Origin of the sequence: Planococcus rifietoensis (assembly GCF_001465795.2) — a bacterium.
GTDB classification, from domain to species: Bacteria; Bacillota; Bacilli; order Bacillales_A; family Planococcaceae; genus Planococcus; species Planococcus rifietoensis.
In genome coordinates this window covers 3365015-3387286 of sequence record NZ_CP013659.2, presented here as the reverse complement: position 1 = coordinate 3387286, position 22272 = coordinate 3365015, and the positions used below count along the sequence as shown (strand labels likewise).

The following is a 22272-nucleotide window of genomic DNA, read 5'->3' as shown; positions in this document are numbered from 1 at the left end:
GTTTCTCACAATACCTTTTGAATGCTCAAATGAAAATATGTACATTTTCACACACATCCAACCTGCTAAGCTGTCTCTTTTATTATCGGCAGGTTCACGAAATTATTTACTAACCCCCACAAAAAAACCGGACCCCCTATAGAGTCCGGCTTTACTTACGATTCGATTTTCTCCAAGCTTTCCAGCGCTTGCTTGACGGTCGCGTAGGCATCCGCAGAGGTTAATTGAATGCCTGACTGGACGATGGTCTGCACCAAGTCCGGACGCAGCCCCGCCACGACGACGTGGATGCCCATCAAGCTGAGCGTGCTGCCGATATGGTGAATCGCTTCTGCGGTCTGGTCGTCAATCTTCAAGACGCCCGAGAAGTCCGTGATGACGTGATGCACATTCATCTCCGCAACGCGCGGGATGACATTGGTCAAAATGTGGTTGACCCGGTAGCTGTCGAGATAGCCGATCAGCGGCAAGACGACGACATCGTCCGCGACCGGAACGATCGGTGCCGACAGCGCAATCATCTCGCTTTGCATTTCCGCTTCGTATTTTTCCTGAAGCCGTTCGAACGCAAAGAAAGTTTCGTTCAGGCTGACGTCGAGCAAGGTGTTGATGCGTTTGATGACCAGCGCATTCTCTTCTAAGCTAAGCCCTGATTTGACGCTCAGTTCCGTGAACAATTCCGCCATGACGACGCGCGTCGGTGGATAACGCACGACGATCTCTGAAATCTTGCCGCCGGAAGATACTTGCATCTCGGCATTTTGCTTGCTCCACTCGATGAGTGCATCCGGCACCTCGAGGTCGGCTTCATTGCCAATGGTCTCGCCAAGATAGCCAAGCAATTCCTCGTACATGTCCACCGCGCGCAAGCGTTCCTCTGCCAGGATGTCCTGGTCGATTTTTGCAAGCACCCGGTCCACTACTTGTTCAGCGAGCGTACGCGGGCTCGCTGTGATATATCCGCAAAACTCCGTAAATGAAGACATTCCGTCTGCCACCTTTTCCAATGAATTGCTTTCAGTATACCACTTTGTATAAGGGCAGGCACGCCGATATGACCATGGAAATGACAATGACATACTCCTGTAATAAAGCCCCGCCTGTAATTTCAAGCGGGGCTTTGATCTGCTTATTGAATTTTAATCGTTTTGCGGATAGCGCTCATCGTTCCGAGATGAAGCGCATCATGCGAAATCATGAACGCCAAGACTTCCCCGAGCGTCTCCATGCCAAGAAATGGCTCGAGCAATTTGCTGTCGAGCTTGCCGGCAGTCACACGCTCAATCTGGTCGGGCTGGTCGCGCAGCACCTGCTTGAGTTCTTCTAATGACGGCACTTCGCCTTCCCAGTTTTGCGGTGATGTGCCGCTGGCAAATAATTCTTTATAGCGTTGCGGCAAAAATGGCTCCGTGCCGAGTGATTTCGAGACGAAACTATCGATTCCGGTTGCCAAATGCCCCGCATTCCAGCGGATCGAGTTGCGGAACGGTGTCGGCATTTGGTCTGCTTCTTCTTCGCTCATCTTATCCACCAGTTTGATGATCATGCCGCGCCAGGTTTTCCATTGCCGAAACATTATTTCTTCATTCATCCTATCGCCTCCCGAAAAGTTAATATTCCCATTTTAGCGTTTTCACACGAAGCTACGCAAAGCTTCCGACTCACTTCATTTTCAGCAGGTCAGAAAGCTAACCATTTTTTGGTAGATACTTTGCTTTTTTCAACCAAAATGCCTTCTTTGTAAAAACTTCTTGTGAATTAAGTCACATCCGATATACTTTAATTACCACAAATTTAAGGGGGAGCATGTTTGAACTGCAATAATTGTTCTGTCTCGACACTGACTTTTGATATTCGCCTGAGCGGTGAATTAAACCATTCCATCATTCCTATTGCCATAGATCATTTAGAACGCCAAGGCTTGGACGTCTCTTTGAAAGACAGCCGGCTGCGCATGGGCGAGTTCGGCGCTCGTGAATTTTTGAGTTTTTGTGAAGACCTGCTGGAAACCGAATTGGCTGAATTTCGCATCAACCAGGAAAGCTACCAGCCGATTACCGACATGCACCAAGTATTCGATATGGAATGGATCGATGAAGTCATCCAAAACGAACGCATCGTTTCCCATTTCCAGCCGATCGTCGATCAAGACCGCAACGTCTTCGCCTATGAAATGCTCGCACGGTTCCATGACGCCGACGGAAAAGTCATTTATCCGAACACGATCTTCCCTGCCGCCAAAAGCCGTGGCCGCTTGTATGCACTTGACCGCGTCTGCCGGATGACCGCTGTCCGTGCGGCTGGCCAATTGTCCGGCGAAAAAGCATTCATCAATTTCATCCCGACTTCGATTTACTCGCCGGAATTTTGCCTTCGTTCAACGATCGACCTGGCTCATCAGACAGGCGTCGACCCGAACCAATTGGTGTTCGAAGTTGTCGAATCCGAGAAAGTCGATGACCTCGAGCATTTGAAACATATCCTCGGCTATTACAAATCGAGAGGCTTCCAATATGCACTCGATGACGTGGGCGAAGGCTATAGCACCGCCGAAGTGCTCGGCGAACTCAAGCCGCATTTCATGAAACTCGACATGCAATACGTCAATGGTGTGTCACAGGATGCAGCAAAGCAAAAAGTGGCGCAAAGCTTCCTCGAAAAAGCCCAGGCAGTCGGCTCAACGCCGCTTGCAGAAGGCATCGAAACCGAAGAAGATTTCCTATGGCTGAAAGCACAAGGCTATGAACTGTTTCAAGGCTATTACTTCGGCAAGCCGGCGGCAGCACCGCTTGCGGCGAAAACGGCTTCATAACAAAAGGAAGAGACCACGGTCTCTTCCTTTTTTCGTTGCATTCAGTTAAGTCATGAGAGGAAAATTCCAAACTCTCTCGTTACAGAACAGTTTTATTTACCGCCAAAACTTCTCATAATCCGCTTTGTCTTCGATATTGAATTCAATCAATTTACCAAGCAATGCGTAATCGACGGGACGGTCCCAGCTCATGCGGATCAATTGCTTCGTGCTCGAATGGCCGCCTGCTTCAAGGTCCTGCTCGAAGCGGTCGATCGCTGCTTTTTCCGGTGCCACCGCCATATGTTTTTTCGCGGTGCTGAACGCGATGATAAAGGTGCCATGATCGGTAAACATCGGCTGATTCCACGCAACACGCGGAACGAGCTGAGGATAGGTTTCCGTGACCCATTTCAATACTTCTTCGACCCGTTCACGGTGGTCCGGGTTGTCGATTTTCGCCAAATACTCTTCAAATTCATTCATCTGTTATGCCTCCTCTTGTTTGAAGCGGATTTAAAATCCATGACGCTAGAAGGTTTTTATTGCTGCTTCATGTCAGGCATGCTCTTAATATGCAGATCGCGCTGAGGGAATGGGATTTCAATCTCGTGTTCCGCAAACAGTCGGTTGATGCGGAAATTCAATGCACTTTTTGTGGAAATGACTTGGTTCGAGTTGTCGATCCAGACCATCAGCTCAAAATCGAGCGACGACTCGCCGAACGCAGCGAAATTGACGAACGGTACCGGATCTGACAAGACGACACCGCCTGCTTGTTCTTCTTCTTGTGCAGCTTGCAGCAATACTTTTTTCACTTTGTCGGCATCCGTTCCATATGCGACACCGACCGGCACCACAAGCCGCATGCGCGGATCGCCGTAGGAACGGTTAACCACTTGCTCCTCCAAAAAATAGGAGTTCGGCACGATGACGTGTTCATTGTGAATCGTCTTGATGACGGTCGAGCGCATCGAAATTTTATCGACATCGCCGATCAAATCATCGATGATCACCCGGTCGCCGACTTTAATTGGCCGCTCGAACAGCAAGATGATCCCTGAAATGAAGTTCGAGGCGATGTTCTGCAGACCAAAACCGATCCCGACGCCAAGCACACCGGCGAACACCGTCAAGGCACTTAAATCCAAGCCGACCGTCGTCAAGCTGACGACGATGGCGATGGCCATCACTGTATAATGGAACATCCTATCGAATGTGTAGCTCATGCCACGGTCCAAGTGGTAGCGCTGATAGACATTCGGCAAAATATAACGCGTGATGATTTTCGACGCCCGGTTGGCAAGCGACACAATCAAGACGACAAGGATTAATAGGAACGCTGTGATTTCGACATTGCCGATTTCAAACAGGCGATCAAACATCCAGCCCGAATTGGAAAAATAAAAAATCATAAACAGCAAAATCCCATAGGTTGTGGCCCAGTTCAACAAGCTCCGGAGCACAGGGTCAACGTGGCGGAAGACCCGATTGGTGCTTAAGCGGCGAGAAATGCCGAGCACAATTGCCCTAACAAGAAAAATACACGCCACATAAAACAAGAACAGCAATACTTCTGTCCATTCAATTTTTTCGAAGACATCATACCAGCGCTCGGTCAGCTCTTCCGGTTGAATCGTCAATAGCATATCTACGCCCCCCTTCCTATACGAAGATTCATTCGTCTTCCGTTTCCACGAAATACTGATCTTTTCGGTACGCTACCCCGTCAACCGTCGCGATGATCTCGTCTCCGCGCAGCACGTCTATGCGGTAGAAACCGACACGGAAATTGCGCTTCGTCTCGATCGCGCGCGCCGTCAACAGGTCTCCCGGTTTTGCTGCTTGGATAAACTGGGCATTGGTCGACAAACCGACCGATACTTTGCCGTGCGCATTGCTTGCGACCGACATGACATGGTCAGCGAGTGCGTAAATGACCGCACCGTGCGCAGTTCCATACGCATTGACCATGTGATCTTGCACGACCAGCTCCGCCTCGGCCAGCGTCTCTTCGAATTTCGTCAAACGGATGCCGAGCGACTTGGCATAAGGGTCGCTTGCCACTTTATTGCGAATTTCCGCGTAATGTTGTTGATGGAGTGCTTGTTCATCGATTCGTTTTGGCATAACAGTCTCCTTCGTCTTCGCTGCGCATTATTTCCCGGGAAACCCCGAGAGTTGCTTTTCAACAGCCGCCGCCAATTGAGTGCGCGTGTCGGCCAGTTGGTTCTTCAACGCTGCATTGTCCCACTCATCTCCTGTATAGAAACTCGCGAAGGGCTGATTTTTCTCTCTTGGCACGATATGCAAATGAAAATGCGTCAATTCATCAGGCCCGCCGCCATTTTGCGTCTGCGTAATGCCAAACGGCGCGTAAAGTTCCCGGATGGCCCGGCTCATTACTTGTGACGCGTTTAAAATGGCAAGTGCCGTAGTATCGTCCATCTCGTCGATAAACCGGTAATGGGCTTTCGGTAAAATGAGTACATGCCCTTCATTGAATGGATCGTGGTCCAAAAAACACGCAACCCACTCGTTTTCATACACCATGTGCGCCGGCAGCTCGCCGTTTGCCAGCCTGCACCCTAAGCAACCTTGTTCTTTATGTCGTGAAATTCCACTCATTGCCCGCACCCCTTATTCACAGCGACATCAGTTACACTGCAGTTGTTTTCTTTCCATTATACAAGCCAACTTCATCCAGGAAAGGAAAATCTAACGCCTTTTCGCACGATGTCCTATACTAATAGGCAAGGAGGGTTTTACATGATCCGCATTCTCGCAGTAGACGACGATTTACATATGCTTCAGTTTGTCGCCGGGGAGCTCCGGCAACATGGCTACGAAGTGATATCCGCCGAAAACGGTGAACAGGCATTGGCGCGTCTCGAACAGCAGACGGTAGACCTCGCGATTGTCGATGTCATGATGCCCGGAATCGACGGTTTTGAATTAACCGAACGCATCCACACAGACTACGATATCCCGGTCATCCTCTTGACAGCGCGCCACCATATCGAAGACAAAGAACGCGGATTTCTCGCCGGATCTGATGATTATTTGGTCAAACCGTTCGAATCCAAGGAATTGCTGTTCCGTGTCAAAGCGATTTTGCGCCGTTACGACCACCCCGCAAACAATACCCTTACGGCAGGGTCTTTAACGATCGACTTAAAAAGCTACGAACTGCGCTCGCCGAACGGCTTGTCGTTTATCCCATTAAAAGAATTTGAGCTGCTCGCCTTGCTCGCCTCGAAACCGCGCCACGTATTTACGCGAGACGCCATTATCGAAAGCGTATGGGGGCTCGATTTTCAAGGGGACGAACAGACCATCAACGTCCACATCAAACGGCTGCGCACGAGGCTCGAGCAATTCGCGCCGGATGTCAAGATTGTCACGGTGCGCGGCGTCGGCTATAAACTGGAGGCCGACTCATGAGCTTGTACGTCAAATTCATCTGGTTCACATTCCTGACGATGCTCATCAGCAGCGCCATTTCGTTTTTCGCGATGAACACGCTGTATCACCAATTTTTGAAAGAAGACAATAACGACAAAAACCTGGCGATTGCCGAATCGTTTGCCGATCATTTGAACAGCCTGCCGCCGAACCAAGTGGAAAGTACACTCGAAGTGCTCGGTGACGCCGGCTATCAATTGTATTTGACCGATGGCAGCGCTATCTCGCGCTTCGGCGGTGAATTCCGCGATGAAACGATCGCCCAACAAGACGTCCAGCACGTGCTCGGCGGCGACATCTTCAACGGCATCCGTGATTTTCCGCGCCAAACTTTCGTCACCGGCTTTTTCGCCAATGAACTGCAAAATTCCATCGGCGTCCCCGTGACACTCGGCGGCGAACCCTATGCTTTATTCCTGCGCCCCGACATCGAGCTATTGTTCCAGGAACTCCATCTGTTGTTTGGCGGCTTGGCTGTAGGGATCGTGCTGCTGAGCTTTCTCGGCATGCTGTTGGTTGCGCGTTTATTGATCCAGCCGATCACGAAATTGACCGAAGCGACCGAGAAAATGGCGACGGAAACCTTTGACGTGCCGCTCGCGATCGACCGGCGGGATGAAATCGGCCGCCTTGCCGACCAGTTCCTGTTGATGCGCTCGCGCATTGAGCAGTCGACCGTCAAGCGCAAGGAATTCGTCCATAACGTGTCCCACGATATCCAGTCACCGCTCCATACGATTCAAAGCTATCTCGGCTTGTTGGAAAAACCGGGCATCAGTGATTCCGACAAGCAGCACTACGCGGACATCATCCGCGAAGAGACGGCGCGCCTGTCGCTGTTGACAACGCAACTCTTGACCTTGGCATCGGTCGACAAGGAAACGCCGGAAGCGCTCGAGACCGTCGCACTCCACGAGCAATTGCACGCGACGCTCAGCCATTTGCGCTATGCATTCGACGATAAAGAACTGGCGCTGTCTGCACAGCTCACCCCAGCCTATACGCTAGGCAACGCGGTGCTGCTTCAAACCGTCTGGGAAAACCTATTGACCAATGCAGTGAAATACAGTGAACAGGGCGGCTCGGTCGACGTAAGCCTTACACAAAGTGAGAACCATATTTATGTCACGGTACGCGATTACGGCATCGGCATGACAGAGGACGAAACGAAACATGCTTTCGAGCGCTTTTACCGCGCCGACCAAGCCCGCACCCGCGGCCAAAAAGGCTCCGGCCTTGGCCTATCGATCGCCAAGGAAATCATCGAACTCCACGGCGGCCGGATCGAACTCGACAGCGCGCCAGGTGCTGGCACCACCGTAACTGTTATTCTTCCAGCCTCATCATCTGTATAGATTCAAAGCCCTCCACAACTGGAGGGCTTTTTTTATTCCAAACTGTCAACACCCGTTCACCTTCCATTCATCTTGCCTCTGTAGACTGAAAGTACACCAAAATGGAGGCGAGCAACGTGAACTTAGCATGGAAAGAAATGAAGAAAAGCAAAACGAAATTCGTGATCCTCGGATCGATCGTCTTTTTGATCAGCTTATTGACCTTTATCATCTCAGGGCTTGCGAACGGCTTGTCACAAGACAATGCCGCCCTGATCAAGAATTTACCGGACGGAACGATCTATATGGAAACGGCGGCGGAAGAAACTCACGCCTTGTCCGCAATCGACATGGAAACGCAGCAATCAGCCCTGTCGGAAAACGACGGTGCGTTTGCATTCTCTATCCAGATGGGTTTTTTATTGAATGAACAAGACGAACAGCAAAGCGTCGCCTTCGCCACATCAACCGATTCGGCTCAATTTCCGGATGTCAAAAAAGGCGAGATCATCCTCGACCGTTCGCTCGAAGAAGACGGCCTCAAGCAAGGCGATATCTTTACCAACAGCCAGTTGGATGGCGAATTTACCGTAGCAGGCTTTACCGACGGCGCGAAATACAGCCATGCACCTGTCGCCTTTATCCATCCGGACGACTTTGCGGAAATGTACCGGACAGATGAACTGCAAATGCTGTTCCTCCCAGAGATGGCACAACCCGGCGCAATCCCCGGCCTGCAAAGCTTCTCTACAGAAGAATTCCTCAACACTTTGCCGAGCTATAGCGCCGAGCAATTATCGCTGTCGATGATCGTCTGGTTTTTAGTGGTCATCAGCGGCATGCTATTCGCGATTTTCTTCTATATGATGAACATCCAGAAGCTCGGGCTGTACGGCATCTTAAAAGCGATCGGCGTGAAGACTGGCACCTTGTTCCGCATGATCTGGACACAGATGGTTGTCATTACTGCGATGGCGCTCCTCTTATCGATTGCCGTTAGCCAAGTGTTTGAGACACTGGCGCCAGACGACATGCCGTTCTACTTGCCGATTGATGCCACGCTGCAATTAACAGCGGTGTTCTTTGTTATCGGATTTGCCGGGGCCACTTTATCGGGCCTTCAGATCCGCAAAGCCAAGCCGCTTCAAGCCATTCAACAAGGAGAAGGATAAGCATGATTTTCACGACACAAGACATCCGAAAGACTTTCAAAACGGGTGAGGTAGCAGAAGAGATTTTAAAAGGTATTGACTTGTCGCTGACACAAGGCGAAATCACCGCCCTCGTCGGCGCATCGGGCTCCGGCAAAAGCACGCTTCTGACGATTGCGGCGGGGCTTCAGCTCGCTTCCGGCGGCGAGATCCATTTTGACGGCGAAGAATTGACCGCCATGAACCAAGAACAGATTCGCCAAATCCGTGCGGAATCGTTTGGCTTTGTGTTCCAGTCCGCGCACCTCGTACCGTTTCTCACGGCCGAAGAACAATTGCTGCTCATGCTCGAGACAGCCGGCTCCCCGCTTTCGAAAAAACAACGCCGCGATGAAGCTGCGCGAATACTCCAGTCGGTCGGCATGGGCCACCGGAAAACCGCCTATCCCGCTTCGCTGTCCGGCGGCGAAAAGCAGCGAGTCGCCATCGCTCGGGCCATCGTCCACCAACCCAAACTTTTGTTCGCGGACGAACCGACCGCAAGTTTGGACTCCACCAAGTCGCGCGAAGTTATGGAATTGCTGCAGCAACTAACAAAAACATTGAACATCGCCACCTTGATGGTGACCCACGAAGAAGACATGCTCGCCTACGCGGACCGCGTCATCACTATGAAAGACGGCCGCTTAGCATAAAGAAAAGAGACGGCTGCGGCCGTCTCTTTAGAATATTGAAGAAGTCTATGGTCTGCTATGAATCGAAAAGCTGCTTACCTTTCCTATTATTAAACATCAATGAACTATCTCAGTATTTGGAGAAGCGTTCGCTCGTAACCCCTTCTGCTCAATAATGCTGCGCATTACTTTCGCAAAGATAAGGTCTCCCGTAGGTCGACCTAATCTTTCCAGTGGATAGCGAGACGACCGAGACCCCGCAAGGAATGAATGAGTGAAGCTTAGCTGAACGCATTCATTTGCGACGCATCTGCTACGCAGATGTGGGAGCACAAGGGTTTCGAAGCGACTGAGGAGGCTTGGGCGCGAGCCCACGGAAAGCGAGCGATAAGCTTCGGAAAATACGATTTCTTATCTTTCTCGACAAACTGAAAAAAGAGACGGCCTGAGCCGTCTCTTTTTCGTAATCGCTGTCTACTCCATTTCCTTCAATTGCTTCGTCAATTCCACAAAGCGCCGATCGAGTTCTGTATAGCTCGGGTCTTTCGGCTGCATAAAGCTCAGTTTGCCAAGCACGGCCTGGCGCTCCGTCTCGAGTTTTAGCCGAAGTTCACCGCTGCTTCCGAGCGCTTCCTGTTGCGGCGCTTCCCCGAGCTGCTTGCGGATCGTTCCGCCTTCAAACACCAGTTTGCCATCCGTCGCCTTGTCGAGCAAATAGCGGTCATGCGATACGACAAGAAGCGTGCCGCGGTAGTCCGCCAAGGTCGACTCCAATTGTTCGCGCGACGGCAAATCCAAATGATTGGTCGGCTCATCAAGTAATAAGGCGTCTTTGTCCTCCAAGATGAATTTCATCAATTTGCATTTAACCCGTTCGCCCATACTCATCTCCTGGATCGGCTCCAGCCATTGCTCTTTACGGAAGCCTAAATGCTTCAATAGATTCTGCACACGCCCCCGCTCTTTGAACGTGAATTGCTCAAATAATTCGGCAGGCGTCCGGTCGAGCGGCAAATCAAAGACGTCTTGCGTCAAATAGCCGACAGAGGCAGAAGGCGATAGCCAAAGCTCCCCTACGCTTACCGGCTCTTCGCCCGCCAGCATTTTCAAAAATGTCGTCTTGCCGCTGCCGTTTGCGCCGACGACGGCGATTTTCTCACCGTGCTGGACCGTAAACGAAGCGTTCTTGAATAATGGCATATCGCCAAACGATTTACCTAGCTTCTTCACTTCCAAAAAGCGTTTGCCGGCTTTCGGATTCGCGCGGAAGGCGAAGTCCACCTCGTATTCCGGTTCGACAGCGTCGACCGCCGCGTTCGCCAATTCCTTCTCCAGGCGTTTTTGCTTTGATTTCACTAGCGCGTCCATGCTTTTGGCTTTGACCCGGTAATATTCTTTATAGCCTTCCTGCTTGGTGGAATTGGCATGAGCCGATTCAGACCACGAGGAAAGTTGCTTCATCTGGGTTTCGATCCGGTCGATGCGTTTTTGTTGTATGTCATAGGCGTGTTGCTGGCTTATACGCTTGCGTTCGCGGAATTCCATATAATCGCTGTAATTGCCGTTATGGCTGTGGACCTTCCCGTTTTCAATCGACCAGATCTTCGTTGCGATTTGATCGAGGAAATAGCGGTCGTGCGAGACGATCGCGATGGCGCCTGGATAAGCGTTTAATTCGCGCAACAAATGGGCTGTGCCTTGTGCGTCCAGATGATTGGTCGGCTCATCCAATAGCAAAAGATCCGCTGGCTGTGCTAAGCCTTTCGCGAGCCTCGCCTTTAGTTTTTCGCCTCCGCTCAATTGAGCAAAATCGCGGAGCGGGACTTTCCATCTGTTCAATAGCGCTTGTTCCGCTTTCGTCACGTCTTCAAAAGCGTAATCCGGCAATTCCTGTTCGACTGCCCGCACGCTCACGTCTGGTCCGCCTTGAATCAACTGTCCACTGGCCGGTGCGATGTCGCCGGAAATCAGCCGCAACAGCGTCGTTTTTCCGGCGCCGTTTTTCCCGATAATGCCGATGCGGTCGCCGCTCATGATGTTCGCCGTCACGTCCTCGAATAATGGTTGTTGTTCGATTTCCAAGGATACGTTCAATAATTTCATTAGTTCTGTCATGCAGAACCACCCCTTCTCGTTTTGACAGGGAGAATTAAAAAAATCCTCCCAAATCTAAATTTGGAAGGATTAGCCAGTACACTTTGGGTGCGCCAAATAACCAGCGACACCTTATGGATGAAATGGGCAGACTAATCCTATGTTTTCGTCTTCGAAAAATAACTATTTCAAATGACTAAAAATATAGGTTAGTTACGCATTGTCCACCCATCAACTCGTTTCATTTCAGAATTGAGTTGATTTTATCATGCAGGAACTTTGCTTGCAACTGGGCCAGCCGGAATTACGCAGCGCTTTGTTCGCGCTTTTTCTTGACGCTGACAATTGCGCCGACTGCCACGATGGCAAGAAGGACGCCCCAGAAGATCAATTTCCATTCCGTCGAGTGGGCAAATTCGTATGGCAAGATGCCGACGCCTTTGTGCCCGAGCGTCAACACGGTCAATTTGACGCCGACCCAGCCGACGACGACGAATGCTGTCGTTTCAAGCTGCGGGTAATTCGACAATAGCTTGACGAATTTATGTGCCGCAAAACGCATAATAACGAGTCCGATCAAGCCACCAGCAAGCATGACGGCGAACTGCCCGCCGTTGATGCCGCCGATTTCCATAGAACCAAGATGCGGCAACGTGATGGCAAGCGCCACCGCTGCAAGCATCGAGTCGACTGCGAATGCGATATCCGCCAGTTCCACTTTCAAAACCGTCATCCAGAAGCCAGAACCTTTTGTCTGTTCCGGCTCAACCGAATGTTCTTTGCCTTTTCGCTGATCGTAAATATGCTTAAACGCGATAAACAAGAGATACGCCGCACCGAGTGCCTGGATTTGCCAGACATCGACGAGCAAAGTGATCATGAATAAGGCCGCGAAACGGAACACGAACGCCCCGAGTAAGCCGTAGAACAATGCTTTCTTTTGTTGTGCTTTCGGCAAGTGCTTGACCATGACCGCCATGACGACGGCATTGTCCGCAGCAAGCAAACCTTCAAGTGCCACTAAGACGAGCAGCACCCATAAATACTCCAATAATATTGCTTCCACTGAAAAAAACCTCCTTGAATTTGACAACAAAAAAGACCCCTGCCTATAGAAGGCAAAGGTCTTGCTAAGCAAAATGATTTTGCTATCACAACCGATGGAACGGGTCCATGTAATGACGACTGTGAAATAGGTTTCCCCATAGCTACTCCCCTTTGACGTGATGTCAAGGTCTATTGAGTTGTTAAAAAAAGTATAGCATAAAAAAACAAAAAAGCTACTACATAATATCGCCAATTTTCGGGATTGTTTATCCATCATTCTCCTGAATATTTTGCAGATTCCTGTCATTAATATGGTATTATACTTCTTAATCACTGAAGGAGGGGAAACCATTGGGAAGGGAATAGCGACACTTATTTATGCACTCAAACGAATCATCCGCTTTACACCGTTTTGCATGAACAGTTGCACCCGTGCGGACCGCCTCATTTCAACGAACGGAGTTCACCTGTCATCGTAAGCGGCCATTTTGAATAACATCAGCCATGCCCCGTGGAAAATTACGGACGCCGGCTGAACTATTTATGGAGGTGAATCCCTTTTTAGGGAATCTTACGTGGACATAATCACATTATTGAATCTAGCTTTGCTTGTACTATTGCTCGCTTTGACCGCCTTTTTCGTCGGTGCTGAATTCGCGGTCGTCAAAATCCGCATGTCGCGCTTGGACCAGCTCATTGCAGAAGGCAATAAAAAAGCCGTGCGCGCCAAAGAAGTCGCCGGCAATTTGGATTATTACCTGTCCGCCTGCCAGCTTGGCATCACGGTCACAGCACTCGGCCTCGGGGCGCTCGGGAAACCGACCGTCGAACGGCTCATGTATCCGATCTTCGACTTTTTCCAAGTGTCGGATTCGGTCGCATCCGCCGCTTCCTATGCGATTGCTTTCCTATTGGTGACATATCTACATGTGGTGCTCGGAGAAATGGCGCCCAAAACGCTCGCCATCGAATACGCTGAAAAAATGTCGCTGCTGTTGGCTCCACCGCTGTATTGGTTCGGCCAAATCATGAAGCCTTTCATTTGGGCGTTGAACGGAGCAGCTCGCCTATTGCTAAGAGTTTTCGGCGTCCAGCCAGGCCATGAGCAGGCGTATTCGGAAGACGAGTTGAGAATCGTCATGGCGCAAAGCTATGAAGGCGGTGCCATCAATCAAAATGAGTTGTCTTATATGGAAAATGTCTTCACATTCGATGAACGTTCGTCAAAAGACATCATGGTGCCACGGACGGAGCTCGTAACGCTCGACCTCGATATGCCATCTCAAGAAATCATCGATGTGCTCGATGAACATAATTACACGCGCTATCCCGTAACAGAAGACGGCGACAAGGACCGGATCATCGGTTTTGTCAGCGCCAAGAAAATGCTGCCGCAAATCGTCGCGGGGCGTGATTGGAAGCTTCATGATTTTGTCCGCGAAGTTCCAACCGTATTCGAGATGACGGATTTGCAAGGTGCCTTGCTGCGCATGCAGAATGCCCGCGTCCACCTAGCGATCGTCGCGGATGAATACGGCGGGACCGCCGGCATGCTCACGCTCGAAGACATCCTCGAAGAAATCGTCGGCGAAATCCGCGACGAATTTGACGAAGACGAAGAGCCGGAAATCAAGAAAATTGCAGATCGCGAGTACGTACTGAATGGCCGCGTGCTATTGAAAGAACTCGAAGAGCGTTTTGGCGTCGACTTCGACAATAGCCAGGACATCGACACAATCGGCGGCTGGATCCACTACCGCACGACCGGAGAAATCGAAATTGGCGAGCCCTTGACGTACAAAAACACGGAATGGACCGTCACCGATATGGACCACCAACAAATCAAACAAGTTTTGTTTAAGCAAAAACCGAAAAAATCTCAAGACCAAATCGACTAAATGGAGGTGAGCCCCCGATTCTGGGGGATCCAACTTGGATGGACAAATAATAATTAACTTATTGCTCGTAGCTTTAATGATTTTGGCGACTGCGTTTTTTGTCGGCGCCGAATTCGCTATTTTGAAAGTACGAATGTCACGGATCGACCAATTGATCTCCGAAGGCAATAAAAAAGCCGTGCGCGCCAAAGAAGTGGCAGATAAACTCGATTATTACCTTTCTGCCTGCCAGCTCGGCATCACAATCACGGCATTGATTCTCGGGGCGCTCGGGGAACCGACCGTTGAACGCCTTTTGCACCCGCTGTTTGAAGAGTTCAATTTGTCCCCTGCCATCGCGACCATCTTGTCGTACGCCATTGCCCTTAGCATCGTGACCTTTTTGCACGTTGTCATCGGCGAACTGGCCCCGAAAACTTTGGCCATTCAATATGCAGAACGCATGACTTTATTGCTTGCCCCGCCACTCTACTGGTTCGGGAAAATCATGAGCCCGTTCATCTGGCTGTTGAACGGGTCAGCGCGCTTGTTTTTGCGCTTGTTCAAAGTGGAACCGAGCGGCCATACGGAAGCTCATTCCGAAGAGGAATTGAAATTGATCATGGCTGAAAGCTACCAAAGCGGCGAGATCAACCAGACTGAGCTGACGTATTTGAAAAATATTTTCGATTTCGATGAGCGCATCGTCAAGCACATCATGATCCCGAAAGAGAAAATCGTGTCGGTTGAGAGTTCTTTGACACAGGAACAACTTTTCAAGGTACTCGATGGTCATGAGTATACACGCTATCCTGTGACAGAAGGTGGAGACCCGAACCGTCTGCTCGGATTCATCAACACCAAAGAATTACTGACGAGCATGGCGGCCGGCAGAACCCAGACACCGGAATCGTTCCTGCATCCGATGCCAAGCTTCCCGGAAAACACGCCGATCCAAAAAGTGCTCTCCAGCATGCAGCAAAGCCGGACGCATATGGCCGTCATTACCGGAAAAGACGGACGCATCGCAGGCCTTGTGACAATGGAAGACATTCTCGAGGAAATCGTCGGCGAAATCAGCGACGAATCATTCGAAGCCGGTACCATTTAATTGATTTATAAGAAAAAAGAGCTGCTCTGGCAGCTCTTTTTTTTTCAGCGAAGATAAGCCCTGCTCCAACTCATCGTTCAAGCGGTTTTACGGCGTTTTCGCATCAACAACCAGATGAAGGCAATGCCGATCAAGACGAAAATCCCGATAGTCATGGCGATGTATACCGGATCTTCATTTACATCCTGAGGGATCCATTTTTCCGCGAGCGGACCCGCACTCATCAACGCTGCGACGATAATCGTAATCCAGGACTTCGTGTACAACGCATAAGCGATAAACGCAACAAGACAGACGGCGAGGATCACGTAATTCTGTTCAGCCGTTGCCGTGAAATAAGCCGATGTAGAATCTGGAACCATCCACAAATAAAATGCCACCCAGAAGCCAATGACCAAAGTTGAAACAGCTACTGCGATCACCCCGAGCTTCACCGGCCGGTCATGGAACTTCGGAAATACCTTGAAAATCAAGGAACTGTAGATGGCCAGGCTCAAGACGACCGGAATGATGCCCCAAAGCACCGTTTGCGATAAGTTGAAATCTCCTGACAAAGCCGGGATGTATGCTAAATACGCGAGAATCACCAACACCGTCGCTGGAATGAGGAGCATCAATTCTTGCGCTGCAATCGGCAGCGACGCCCCGATGCTCTTCATATACTGTTTTGGGTCTTTCCCGACGATGCTCTCGACACTTTTGCCATGTTTCTCCGATTCGATCAAATGGCTTTCCAGTTCATCAACCACTTCGTTGATGTCTTCATCGCTTTTCCCTCGCTGGACCAAATACATGCGCAGTTCGATCAGAAATTGTTCAGATTTAGCTGATAACATATCATTGCCCTCCTTTAGTGATGACCGCATCGACCGATTGCTTCAGTTCAGCCCAGCGCCCAAGAAATTGCTCCAGTTCCACTTGTCCCGCTTCCGTTAATGAATAATATTTACGCTTCGGCCCGGCTGTCGATTTGCGCTGCACACTCGACACGAGGCCTTCTTTTTGCATCCGCAATAATAGCGGATAGATACTGCCTTCGCTAAATGATTGAAATCCGTAGCTCTGTAGCTTTTCGGCCAATTCATAGCCGTAAATCTCGCCTTCTTCGATGATCGACAAGATGCAGCCATCCAAAATTCCTTTGAGCATTTGTGTAGAATCCGCCACTTTGCGCATCAACCCTCTCTCTGTCGCATTACTACCTTGCAATGCAAGTGTTATAAAATCATCATAAACGATAAACCCTTGCATTGCAAGTTAGTAGATGAAATTTCTTCCATAGAAAAAACCAGCCTGTATTCAGGCCGGCCTTATACTTTAATTCTCTAGTCGTTTTTGGAGGAAATACTGACTGAAGCCTTTCGGATGATCTTCAAGCATGCCGAATACTTCGTAACCGCTTCGTTTGTAAAAATCGGGCGCCTGGAAACTGAACGTATCGAGCGTGATCAACCGGCAGCTTTTTACTTTCGCCGCCTGCTCCATCTTCTCAAGCAGGACCTTTCCTTGGCCTTGCCCTCTCAAGCGCTCATCCACCCACAAAAAGTCGACATGCAAATGCTGCCAGAACGTAGTAGCGGTGAGACCGCCCATGATTGTCCCGTCCTCGTCTTTCAGCACAAAGTTCAAATGCTCTACCGGTGTCTTAACTTCATCCGGCAAGTTTTTCATATTGTACTCAATCAATTTGTCGCGGATAAATTCACTATCTTGTCGATCTGATCCAGCTATCACTTTCATCGGCTTTCTCCCGCTCCTTCATATTGAATCATTTCCACACGGTTGCCGAATGGGTCGCGAAATTCGAAACGGTCATATCCCGGAATCGGTACCGCTTCCAGAATCTCCACACCGCTTTCTTCCAGCCGCTCGCGCCAATAGCGGATGTCTTCCACTTGATACGCGAGATGCGCCTTTGTCGCCAAACGGTCAAAGCCATCTTCAGTCCCGACATGCACTTCCTGTTGGCCGACTGAGAGCCAAAAGCCGCCGCGCCCTTTCAAAGCATCCGGCTTATCGATTTCCTCCAAGCCCAATAGCTCACAATAAAATGCTTTTCCTGCCGCTTCCGTTCCTTTTGGAATGGTGATTTGTGCGTGATGCAATCCGATGATCATCGCTTATCCCCCTGTTCATTAATGAATATCACGTTTCTTGAAATTGCCGCCTTTCACTTCAGCGACGTCATATACCGCCACAAAGGCTTGCGGGTCGATTTCGTAAATGATTTCCTTCATCTTGCTGTCTTCAAGGCGGTTGATGATGCACGTAATTTCCTTATAGGCTTCATTGGTATACGCCCCTTTGACCAAATTGTAGGTAGCACTGCGCCCCAAGCGGTCACGGATCGTCTCAACCATATTCTCAGGCTCGCTGGTAATGATCTTATAGGTCTTCGAACCGCTCAAGCCTTCCTCTACCATATGGATCACTTTGGAAGCAATGAAATAAGCGATCCCCGATAAGAACGCGCCTTGCAATCCGAACACCGTCGACACGACGATAAAGACGAATAAGTTCAGGAACAAAATCAAATCACTCGTGCCAAACGGCAATTTCCGTGACAGCAATACCGCGAGCATATCGATGCCGTCCAACGCGCCGCCGTTTCGCAAAGCAAGCCCCATGCCGAAGCCGATGATGATGCCCCCGACTACCGTCACGAGCAGCGAATCGCCTTCAACAATCGGCGGGACATGGTGCATGATGGTCGTCCCGTATGCCAACGCGGCAATGCCGATCACCGAATAGATGGCAAAACTCTTACCGATCTGTTTGTATCCGAGATAGACGAATGGGATATTCAGCAAGCCGATTAAAATCCCGAGCTGCATGCCGGTCAGCTGTGAACCGACGATGCTCAGCCCCGTCACGCCGCCATCGGATACATTGTTCGGAATCAATACAGCTTCGAGCCCATATGCGGTAATAAATCCGCCGATGATGACCGCAATAGCCCGCAAGATTTTCTTGGCGCGCTTGCTTGTTCTTTTTTCTGTTATTTTCCCCACTCAAATTCCTCATTTCCTGCAAACTCTTTGTTGTCTCTTTTCATAATACACTTTCTTCCATACCGGTTAAAATGATATCGCAGCTTTCATTCTTAACAAAAATAAAACCCTGGATGAAAGACGCCATTATTCGCGTCTCTCATCCAGGATAGAAGGGAAAGTGTTATTCGTTGGATCCTTTGCGCAAAGGCTCCAGCGCGTTCGTCCAGGCGTTCACTTGATCAAGCATGGCATTGACCGATTTTTCGTGGACTGTTGCCGGTTTGAATTCACTCATTTTCACGAAATCCGTAAACAAGGACATGGCAGGATGGGCCCTCACCGTGGCCACTTGCAGTTCCGCCATGATGATGCGCAAGGATTCCGCTGCCCGGACGCCGCCTGCTGACCCATAGCTGACAATGCCTGCCGCCTTATTATTCCATTCGATGTACAAATAATCGATGGCATTCTTTAACGCTGACGTAACGCCATGGTTGTACTCCGGGCAAATGAATACATAACCGTCCAACTCCGCAATCTTTTGCGCCCATGGAATGGCTTCAGGCGTCTGATAGTCCTGGCTATACGCCGCAGAAACCGGCTCTGCATACATCGGCAGATTGTATTCAGCCAAATCCACGAGTTCATAATCAGCATCGCCGCGCTGATCGGCGATGCCTTTCACCCATTCTGCCACTTGCAGGCTATTGCGCCCTGGACGTGTGCTTCCGGTAATGATGCCTATTTTCGTCATAATAACTCCGCCTCCTTTATGATGAACCTCTCGTGCCGCATGTATGCAGATCTCGATGCCCTTTCATCATAGGAGAAAAAACAACTTTTTTCAATTAAAAGAGTGAATATTCTTTCTTCTATTCATATCAATTTCATGCCATCATTTTGTCAGAGTCGTTTTACGAACTGCCATCCAAATCTCACTTTTTACATGGGCGGGATCCGACAAATCACCCGTAAATGAAATTTCCGGTGCTTCGGCCAGTTCATAACCGGACGATGGCAGCCATTCGGAGACGATTTTTCCCCAAGACTCTTGCATCACACGTGGAAATTCCCCTTCTGCTGTAAACACCGCCCACGTAAGTGCAGGCACTTCGACTCGATCAAGTCCGTTACCAGGCTCGACATTTTTCGCCGTCAAAAAGCCAATCATGTGATCCAAACTGCCTTGTTCATCCATGCGCCCTTCGTCAAAATTGAATGGTGCATTGATCACTTGATGCGGTTCCATATCTGCATAACTGCGCATTTCCTCACGTTGTTCCGCTGAGATGCTTTTGGCAAGCGTCATAATTTCTTCATTTTCCCCTTCGAATTGGATCGCTACTCGTTTCTTCACGCCAATAATAGTGAACGCCTGTTTTTCTTCGATGCGGTATTCCATTTCTACTCCTCCTTTTATAATTAACTGTAAGGTCAGTTTTGGGAACGACTTCAACATGCCGCTCTTTTGGACCGTTGAAGGATTGATCCCTGCCCATTCCTTGAAAGCACGCGAGAATCCATCGGCTGAATCATAGCCATATTTGAACGCTGCTTCCGTCACACTCATGCCAGCGTGCAAGTCCGCTGCGGCGTTCGACAGCCGCCGCTTTCTTATATACTCGCCCAATGTGAAGCCTGACAAGAAAGAGAACATTCGCCGAAAATGGTAAATGGACGTGCCAGCTATGCGCTCCAGCTCGCGTTCGTCGATTTCCTTTTCCAAATGCGCTTCAATATAGGCAAGCGCTTCGTTCATTTGTTTCAGCATATCCCCTGCCCCCTTCCTGCTTTCATTATAGATATCCGATGTTTCCAACACCCGACAAAAACGGTGCGGCTTTTGGCGGATTCTGCGATATTCCCCGGGAAATAAAAAACTCCCGCACGGATGCGGGAGTTCATTCATTGCTTATTCAACTGTAACGGATTTTGCCAAGTTGCGCGGCTTGTCGACGTCACAATCGCGGTGAAGAGCAGCATAATAGCTGATCAACTGAAGCGGGATGACCGATACAAGCGGCGTCAACAATTCATGGACTTTCGGCAAGACGTGGCTGTCGCCTTCTTCGTTCAAGCCTTCCATGGAGATGATGCATGTATTTGCGCCGCGCGCCGCTACTTCTTTGACGTTTCCGCGGATGTTCAAGTTAACGGACTCTTGCGTCGCGAGCGCGATGACCGGTGTGCCTTCTTCGATCAATGCGATCGTGCCGTGCTTAAGTTCTCCGCCAGCAAAGCCTTCTGCTTGGATATACGAGATTTCTTTCAGTTTCAATGCGCCTTCAAGGCCGACGAAATAATCCATCAAACGCCCGATGAAGAAGCAATTGCGTGTAGTCGAAAGATAATCCGTTGCGATTTGTTCAAGTTCTTCTTTCATATCGACTTGTGCTTGCACAGCGTTCGCCACGATGCCCATTTCCTGGACCAAATCGAAACCGATATCACGGCCGCGACGCTCTGCCGTTACTGCTGCAAGGATTGAAAGTACAGCCAGTTGTGCTGTATATGCTTTTGTGGATGCTACCGCAATTTCAGGGCCTGCATACAGCAATAGTGTATGGTCCGCTTCACGAGAAAGCGTAGAGCCTGCGACGTTTGTCACTGTCAGTGATGGATGACCCAATTCTTTGATGCGCACCAATACCTGGCGGCTGTCCGCTGTTTCGCCGGACTGGGAAATGAAGATGAACAACGGGTTTTCAGAAAGAAGCGGCATGTTGTAGCCGAATTCGCTCGCTACGTGTACTTCTACTGGAATTCCCGCCATTTTCTCCAAGTACTCCTTGCCGATCAAGCCAGCGTGGTAGCTTGTGCCTGCAGCAATGATGTACAGACGGTCTGCTGATTCCAAAGCGTCCAAGATTTTCGAGTCAATCGTCAATTGATCGTTCTCGTCTTGGTATGCTTGGATGATTTTGCGCATAACCGCTGGCTGCTCATCGATTTCTTTCAGCATGTAATGAGGGTACGTCCCTTTATCGATATCGCTCATGTCGATTTCTGCTGTGAACGGATCGCGCGCCACTTCTTCGCCGTCAAGCGTCAAAATCTGTACGCTTTCTTTTTTCACGATGACGACTTCTTTATCCATCAATTCAACGAACTGGTCTGTCACTTGCAGCATTGCCATTGCATCAGATGCGATGACATTGAAGTTTTCGCCAAGGCCGACAAGAAGCGGGCTCTTATTTTTCGCTACGTAGATCGTCTGCTCTTCTTGTGCATCAAGCAATGCGATGGCGTACGAACCTTTCATCAATTTCAAAGCTTTACTGAACGCTTCTTTTGTCGTCATGCCTTCTTCGACGAATTTGCCGATCAATTGCACGATGATTTCCGTATCTGTATCAGACTCCATTTCCACGCCTTCCAAATAATCGCGCTGGATGTGGTGGTAGTTCTCGATAACGCCGTTATGGACAAGCGTGAAGCGGTCTGATGCATTTTGATGCGGGTGAGCGTTGACTTTGCTTGGTTTGCCGTGCGTTGCCCAGCGTGTATGCCCGATGCCTGTGTTTCCAGTCACATCGTCTTCCACGACTCCGCGCAGATCCGCAATGCGGCCTTTTTCCTTGAATACTTTGATGCCTTCGCCGTTGCGCACTGCAATCCCTGCTGAATCATAGCCACGGTACTCCAGACGCTCCAAGCCTTTCAATAAAATCTCTTTTGAATCCTGTTCTCCAATATATCCGACAATTCCACACATAATTTATATTCCTCCAATTT

23 protein-coding genes are annotated in these 22272 nt (G+C 49.8%); 7 read left to right on the top strand and 16 right to left on the bottom strand.

Annotated elements, in window-relative coordinates:
- Nucleotides 1-155: 155 nt before the first annotated feature.
- Nucleotides 156-986 (bottom strand): STAS domain-containing protein, encoded by an 831-nt coding sequence (locus tag AUC31_RS16865; protein WP_058382104.1) that lies wholly within the window; start codon nucleotides 984-986, stop codon nucleotides 156-158.
- A gap of 143 nt (nucleotides 987-1129) precedes the next feature.
- The gene (locus tag AUC31_RS16860; protein WP_058382105.1) at nucleotides 1130-1591 is read right to left on the bottom strand and encodes a DinB family protein; all 462 of its coding nucleotides are present in this window, start codon (nucleotides 1589-1591) and stop codon (nucleotides 1130-1132) included.
- Nucleotides 1592-1810: 219 nt separating this feature from the next.
- Between AUC31_RS16860 and AUC31_RS16855 the strand changes: the two genes are divergently transcribed.
- Entirely contained in the window at nucleotides 1811-2812 is a 1002-nt protein-coding gene (locus tag AUC31_RS16855; RefSeq protein WP_058382106.1) for an EAL domain-containing protein, read from the top strand.
- Nucleotides 2813-2908: 96 nt separating this feature from the next.
- On the opposite strand, the gene AUC31_RS16850 is transcribed toward AUC31_RS16855, so the two are convergent.
- The 4 genes from AUC31_RS16850 to AUC31_RS16835 are packed head-to-tail and all read right to left on the bottom strand — an operon-like array spanning nucleotide 2909 to nucleotide 5419.
- Nucleotides 2909-3277, bottom strand: coding sequence for an iron chaperone (locus tag AUC31_RS16850; RefSeq protein WP_058382107.1), 369 nt, complete (start codon nucleotides 3275-3277; stop codon nucleotides 2909-2911).
- A gap of 56 nt (nucleotides 3278-3333) precedes the next feature.
- Nucleotides 3334-4440 carry a mechanosensitive ion channel family protein gene (locus AUC31_RS16845; RefSeq protein ID WP_058382108.1) on the bottom strand — a complete coding sequence of 369 codons (1107 nt, stop codon included), beginning with the start codon at nucleotides 4438-4440 and terminating at the stop codon, nucleotides 3334-3336.
- A gap of 28 nt (nucleotides 4441-4468) precedes the next feature.
- Nucleotides 4469-4921, bottom strand: coding sequence for a PaaI family thioesterase (locus tag AUC31_RS16840; RefSeq protein WP_058382109.1), 453 nt, complete (start codon nucleotides 4919-4921; stop codon nucleotides 4469-4471).
- A 27-nt stretch (nucleotides 4922-4948) separates the two neighbouring features.
- Nucleotides 4949-5419, bottom strand: coding sequence for an HIT family protein (locus tag AUC31_RS16835; protein ID WP_058382110.1), 471 nt, complete (start codon nucleotides 5417-5419; stop codon nucleotides 4949-4951).
- Nucleotides 5420-5560: 141 nt separating this feature from the next.
- On the opposite strand from AUC31_RS16835, the gene AUC31_RS16830 reads away from it, so the two are divergent.
- The 4 genes from AUC31_RS16830 to AUC31_RS16815 all read left to right on the top strand — a co-directional run bounded on the left by AUC31_RS16830 (nucleotide 5561) and on the right by AUC31_RS16815 (nucleotide 9436).
- The gene (locus AUC31_RS16830) at nucleotides 5561-6235 is read left to right on the top strand and encodes a response regulator transcription factor (protein ID WP_083509211.1); all 675 of its coding nucleotides are present in this window, start codon (nucleotides 5561-5563) and stop codon (nucleotides 6233-6235) included.
- On the top strand, nucleotides 6232-7611 hold the full coding sequence (locus AUC31_RS16825; RefSeq protein ID WP_058382111.1) for a sensor histidine kinase: 1380 nt from the start codon (nucleotides 6232-6234) through the stop codon (nucleotides 7609-7611). Before AUC31_RS16830 ends, AUC31_RS16825 begins: the two co-directional genes overlap by 4 nt.
- A 116-nt stretch (nucleotides 7612-7727) precedes the next feature.
- A complete protein-coding gene (locus tag AUC31_RS16820; protein WP_058382112.1) occupies nucleotides 7728-8762 on the top strand; it encodes an ABC transporter permease in 1035 nt (344 codons plus the stop codon).
- A 2-nt stretch (nucleotides 8763-8764) separates the two neighbouring features.
- Nucleotides 8765-9436: an ABC transporter ATP-binding protein gene (locus AUC31_RS16815; RefSeq protein WP_058382113.1), complete on the top strand. Its 672-nt coding sequence runs from the start codon at nucleotides 8765-8767 to the stop codon at nucleotides 9434-9436.
- Nucleotides 9437-9889: 453 nt separating this feature from the next.
- On the opposite strand, the gene abc-f is transcribed toward AUC31_RS16815, so the two are convergent.
- Together abc-f and AUC31_RS16805 are read right to left on the bottom strand one after the other, a co-directional pair.
- On the bottom strand, nucleotides 9890-11530 hold the full coding sequence (abc-f, locus tag AUC31_RS16810; protein WP_058382114.1) for a ribosomal protection-like ABC-F family protein: 1641 nt from the start codon (nucleotides 11528-11530) through the stop codon (nucleotides 9890-9892).
- Nucleotides 11531-11813: 283 nt separating this feature from the next.
- Nucleotides 11814-12575 (bottom strand): TerC family protein, encoded by a 762-nt coding sequence (locus AUC31_RS16805; RefSeq protein WP_058382115.1) that lies wholly within the window; start codon nucleotides 12573-12575, stop codon nucleotides 11814-11816.
- 556 nt (nucleotides 12576-13131) lie between these two features.
- Here AUC31_RS16805 and AUC31_RS16800 point away from each other — a divergent pair.
- Nucleotides 13132-14454 (top strand): hemolysin family protein, encoded by a 1323-nt coding sequence (locus AUC31_RS16800; protein WP_058382116.1) that lies wholly within the window; start codon nucleotides 13132-13134, stop codon nucleotides 14452-14454.
- A gap of 34 nt (nucleotides 14455-14488) precedes the next feature.
- Nucleotides 14489-15544, top strand: a complete 1056-nt coding sequence (locus AUC31_RS16795) for a hemolysin family protein (protein ID WP_058382117.1) — start codon at nucleotides 14489-14491, stop codon at nucleotides 15542-15544.
- A gap of 77 nt (nucleotides 15545-15621) precedes the next feature.
- Here the strand turns inward: AUC31_RS16795 and AUC31_RS16790 are convergent, their stop codons facing one another.
- From AUC31_RS16790 to glmS, 8 genes are all read right to left on the bottom strand, one after another.
- Complete coding sequence (locus AUC31_RS16790) at nucleotides 15622-16380, bottom strand: DUF1129 family protein (protein WP_058382118.1); 759 nt, start codon at nucleotides 16378-16380, stop codon at nucleotides 15622-15624.
- 1 nt (nucleotide 16381) lies between these two features.
- Complete coding sequence (locus tag AUC31_RS16785) at nucleotides 16382-16711, bottom strand: PadR family transcriptional regulator (protein ID WP_058383730.1); 330 nt, start codon at nucleotides 16709-16711, stop codon at nucleotides 16382-16384.
- Nucleotides 16712-16861: 150 nt separating this feature from the next.
- On the bottom strand, nucleotides 16862-17284 hold the full coding sequence (locus tag AUC31_RS16780; RefSeq protein ID WP_058382119.1) for a GNAT family N-acetyltransferase: 423 nt from the start codon (nucleotides 17282-17284) through the stop codon (nucleotides 16862-16864).
- The gene (locus tag AUC31_RS16775; RefSeq protein ID WP_058382120.1) at nucleotides 17281-17661 is read right to left on the bottom strand and encodes a VOC family protein; all 381 of its coding nucleotides are present in this window, start codon (nucleotides 17659-17661) and stop codon (nucleotides 17281-17283) included. The genes AUC31_RS16780 and AUC31_RS16775 overlap by 4 nt, the downstream gene beginning before the upstream one ends.
- 18 nt (nucleotides 17662-17679) lie before the next feature.
- The gene (locus AUC31_RS16770) at nucleotides 17680-18546 is read right to left on the bottom strand and encodes a YitT family protein (RefSeq protein ID WP_058383731.1); all 867 of its coding nucleotides are present in this window, start codon (nucleotides 18544-18546) and stop codon (nucleotides 17680-17682) included.
- A 172-nt stretch (nucleotides 18547-18718) separates the two neighbouring features.
- The gene (locus AUC31_RS16765; RefSeq protein ID WP_058382121.1) at nucleotides 18719-19291 is read right to left on the bottom strand and encodes an NADPH-dependent FMN reductase; all 573 of its coding nucleotides are present in this window, start codon (nucleotides 19289-19291) and stop codon (nucleotides 18719-18721) included.
- A gap of 141 nt (nucleotides 19292-19432) precedes the next feature.
- Complete coding sequence (locus AUC31_RS16760; protein WP_058382122.1) at nucleotides 19433-20308, bottom strand: AraC family transcriptional regulator; 876 nt, start codon at nucleotides 20306-20308, stop codon at nucleotides 19433-19435.
- A 141-nt stretch (nucleotides 20309-20449) separates the two neighbouring features.
- Nucleotides 20450-22252, bottom strand: coding sequence for a glutamine--fructose-6-phosphate transaminase (isomerizing) (glmS, locus tag AUC31_RS16755; protein WP_058382123.1), 1803 nt, complete (start codon nucleotides 22250-22252; stop codon nucleotides 20450-20452).
- Nucleotides 22253-22272: the final 20 nt, after the last annotated feature.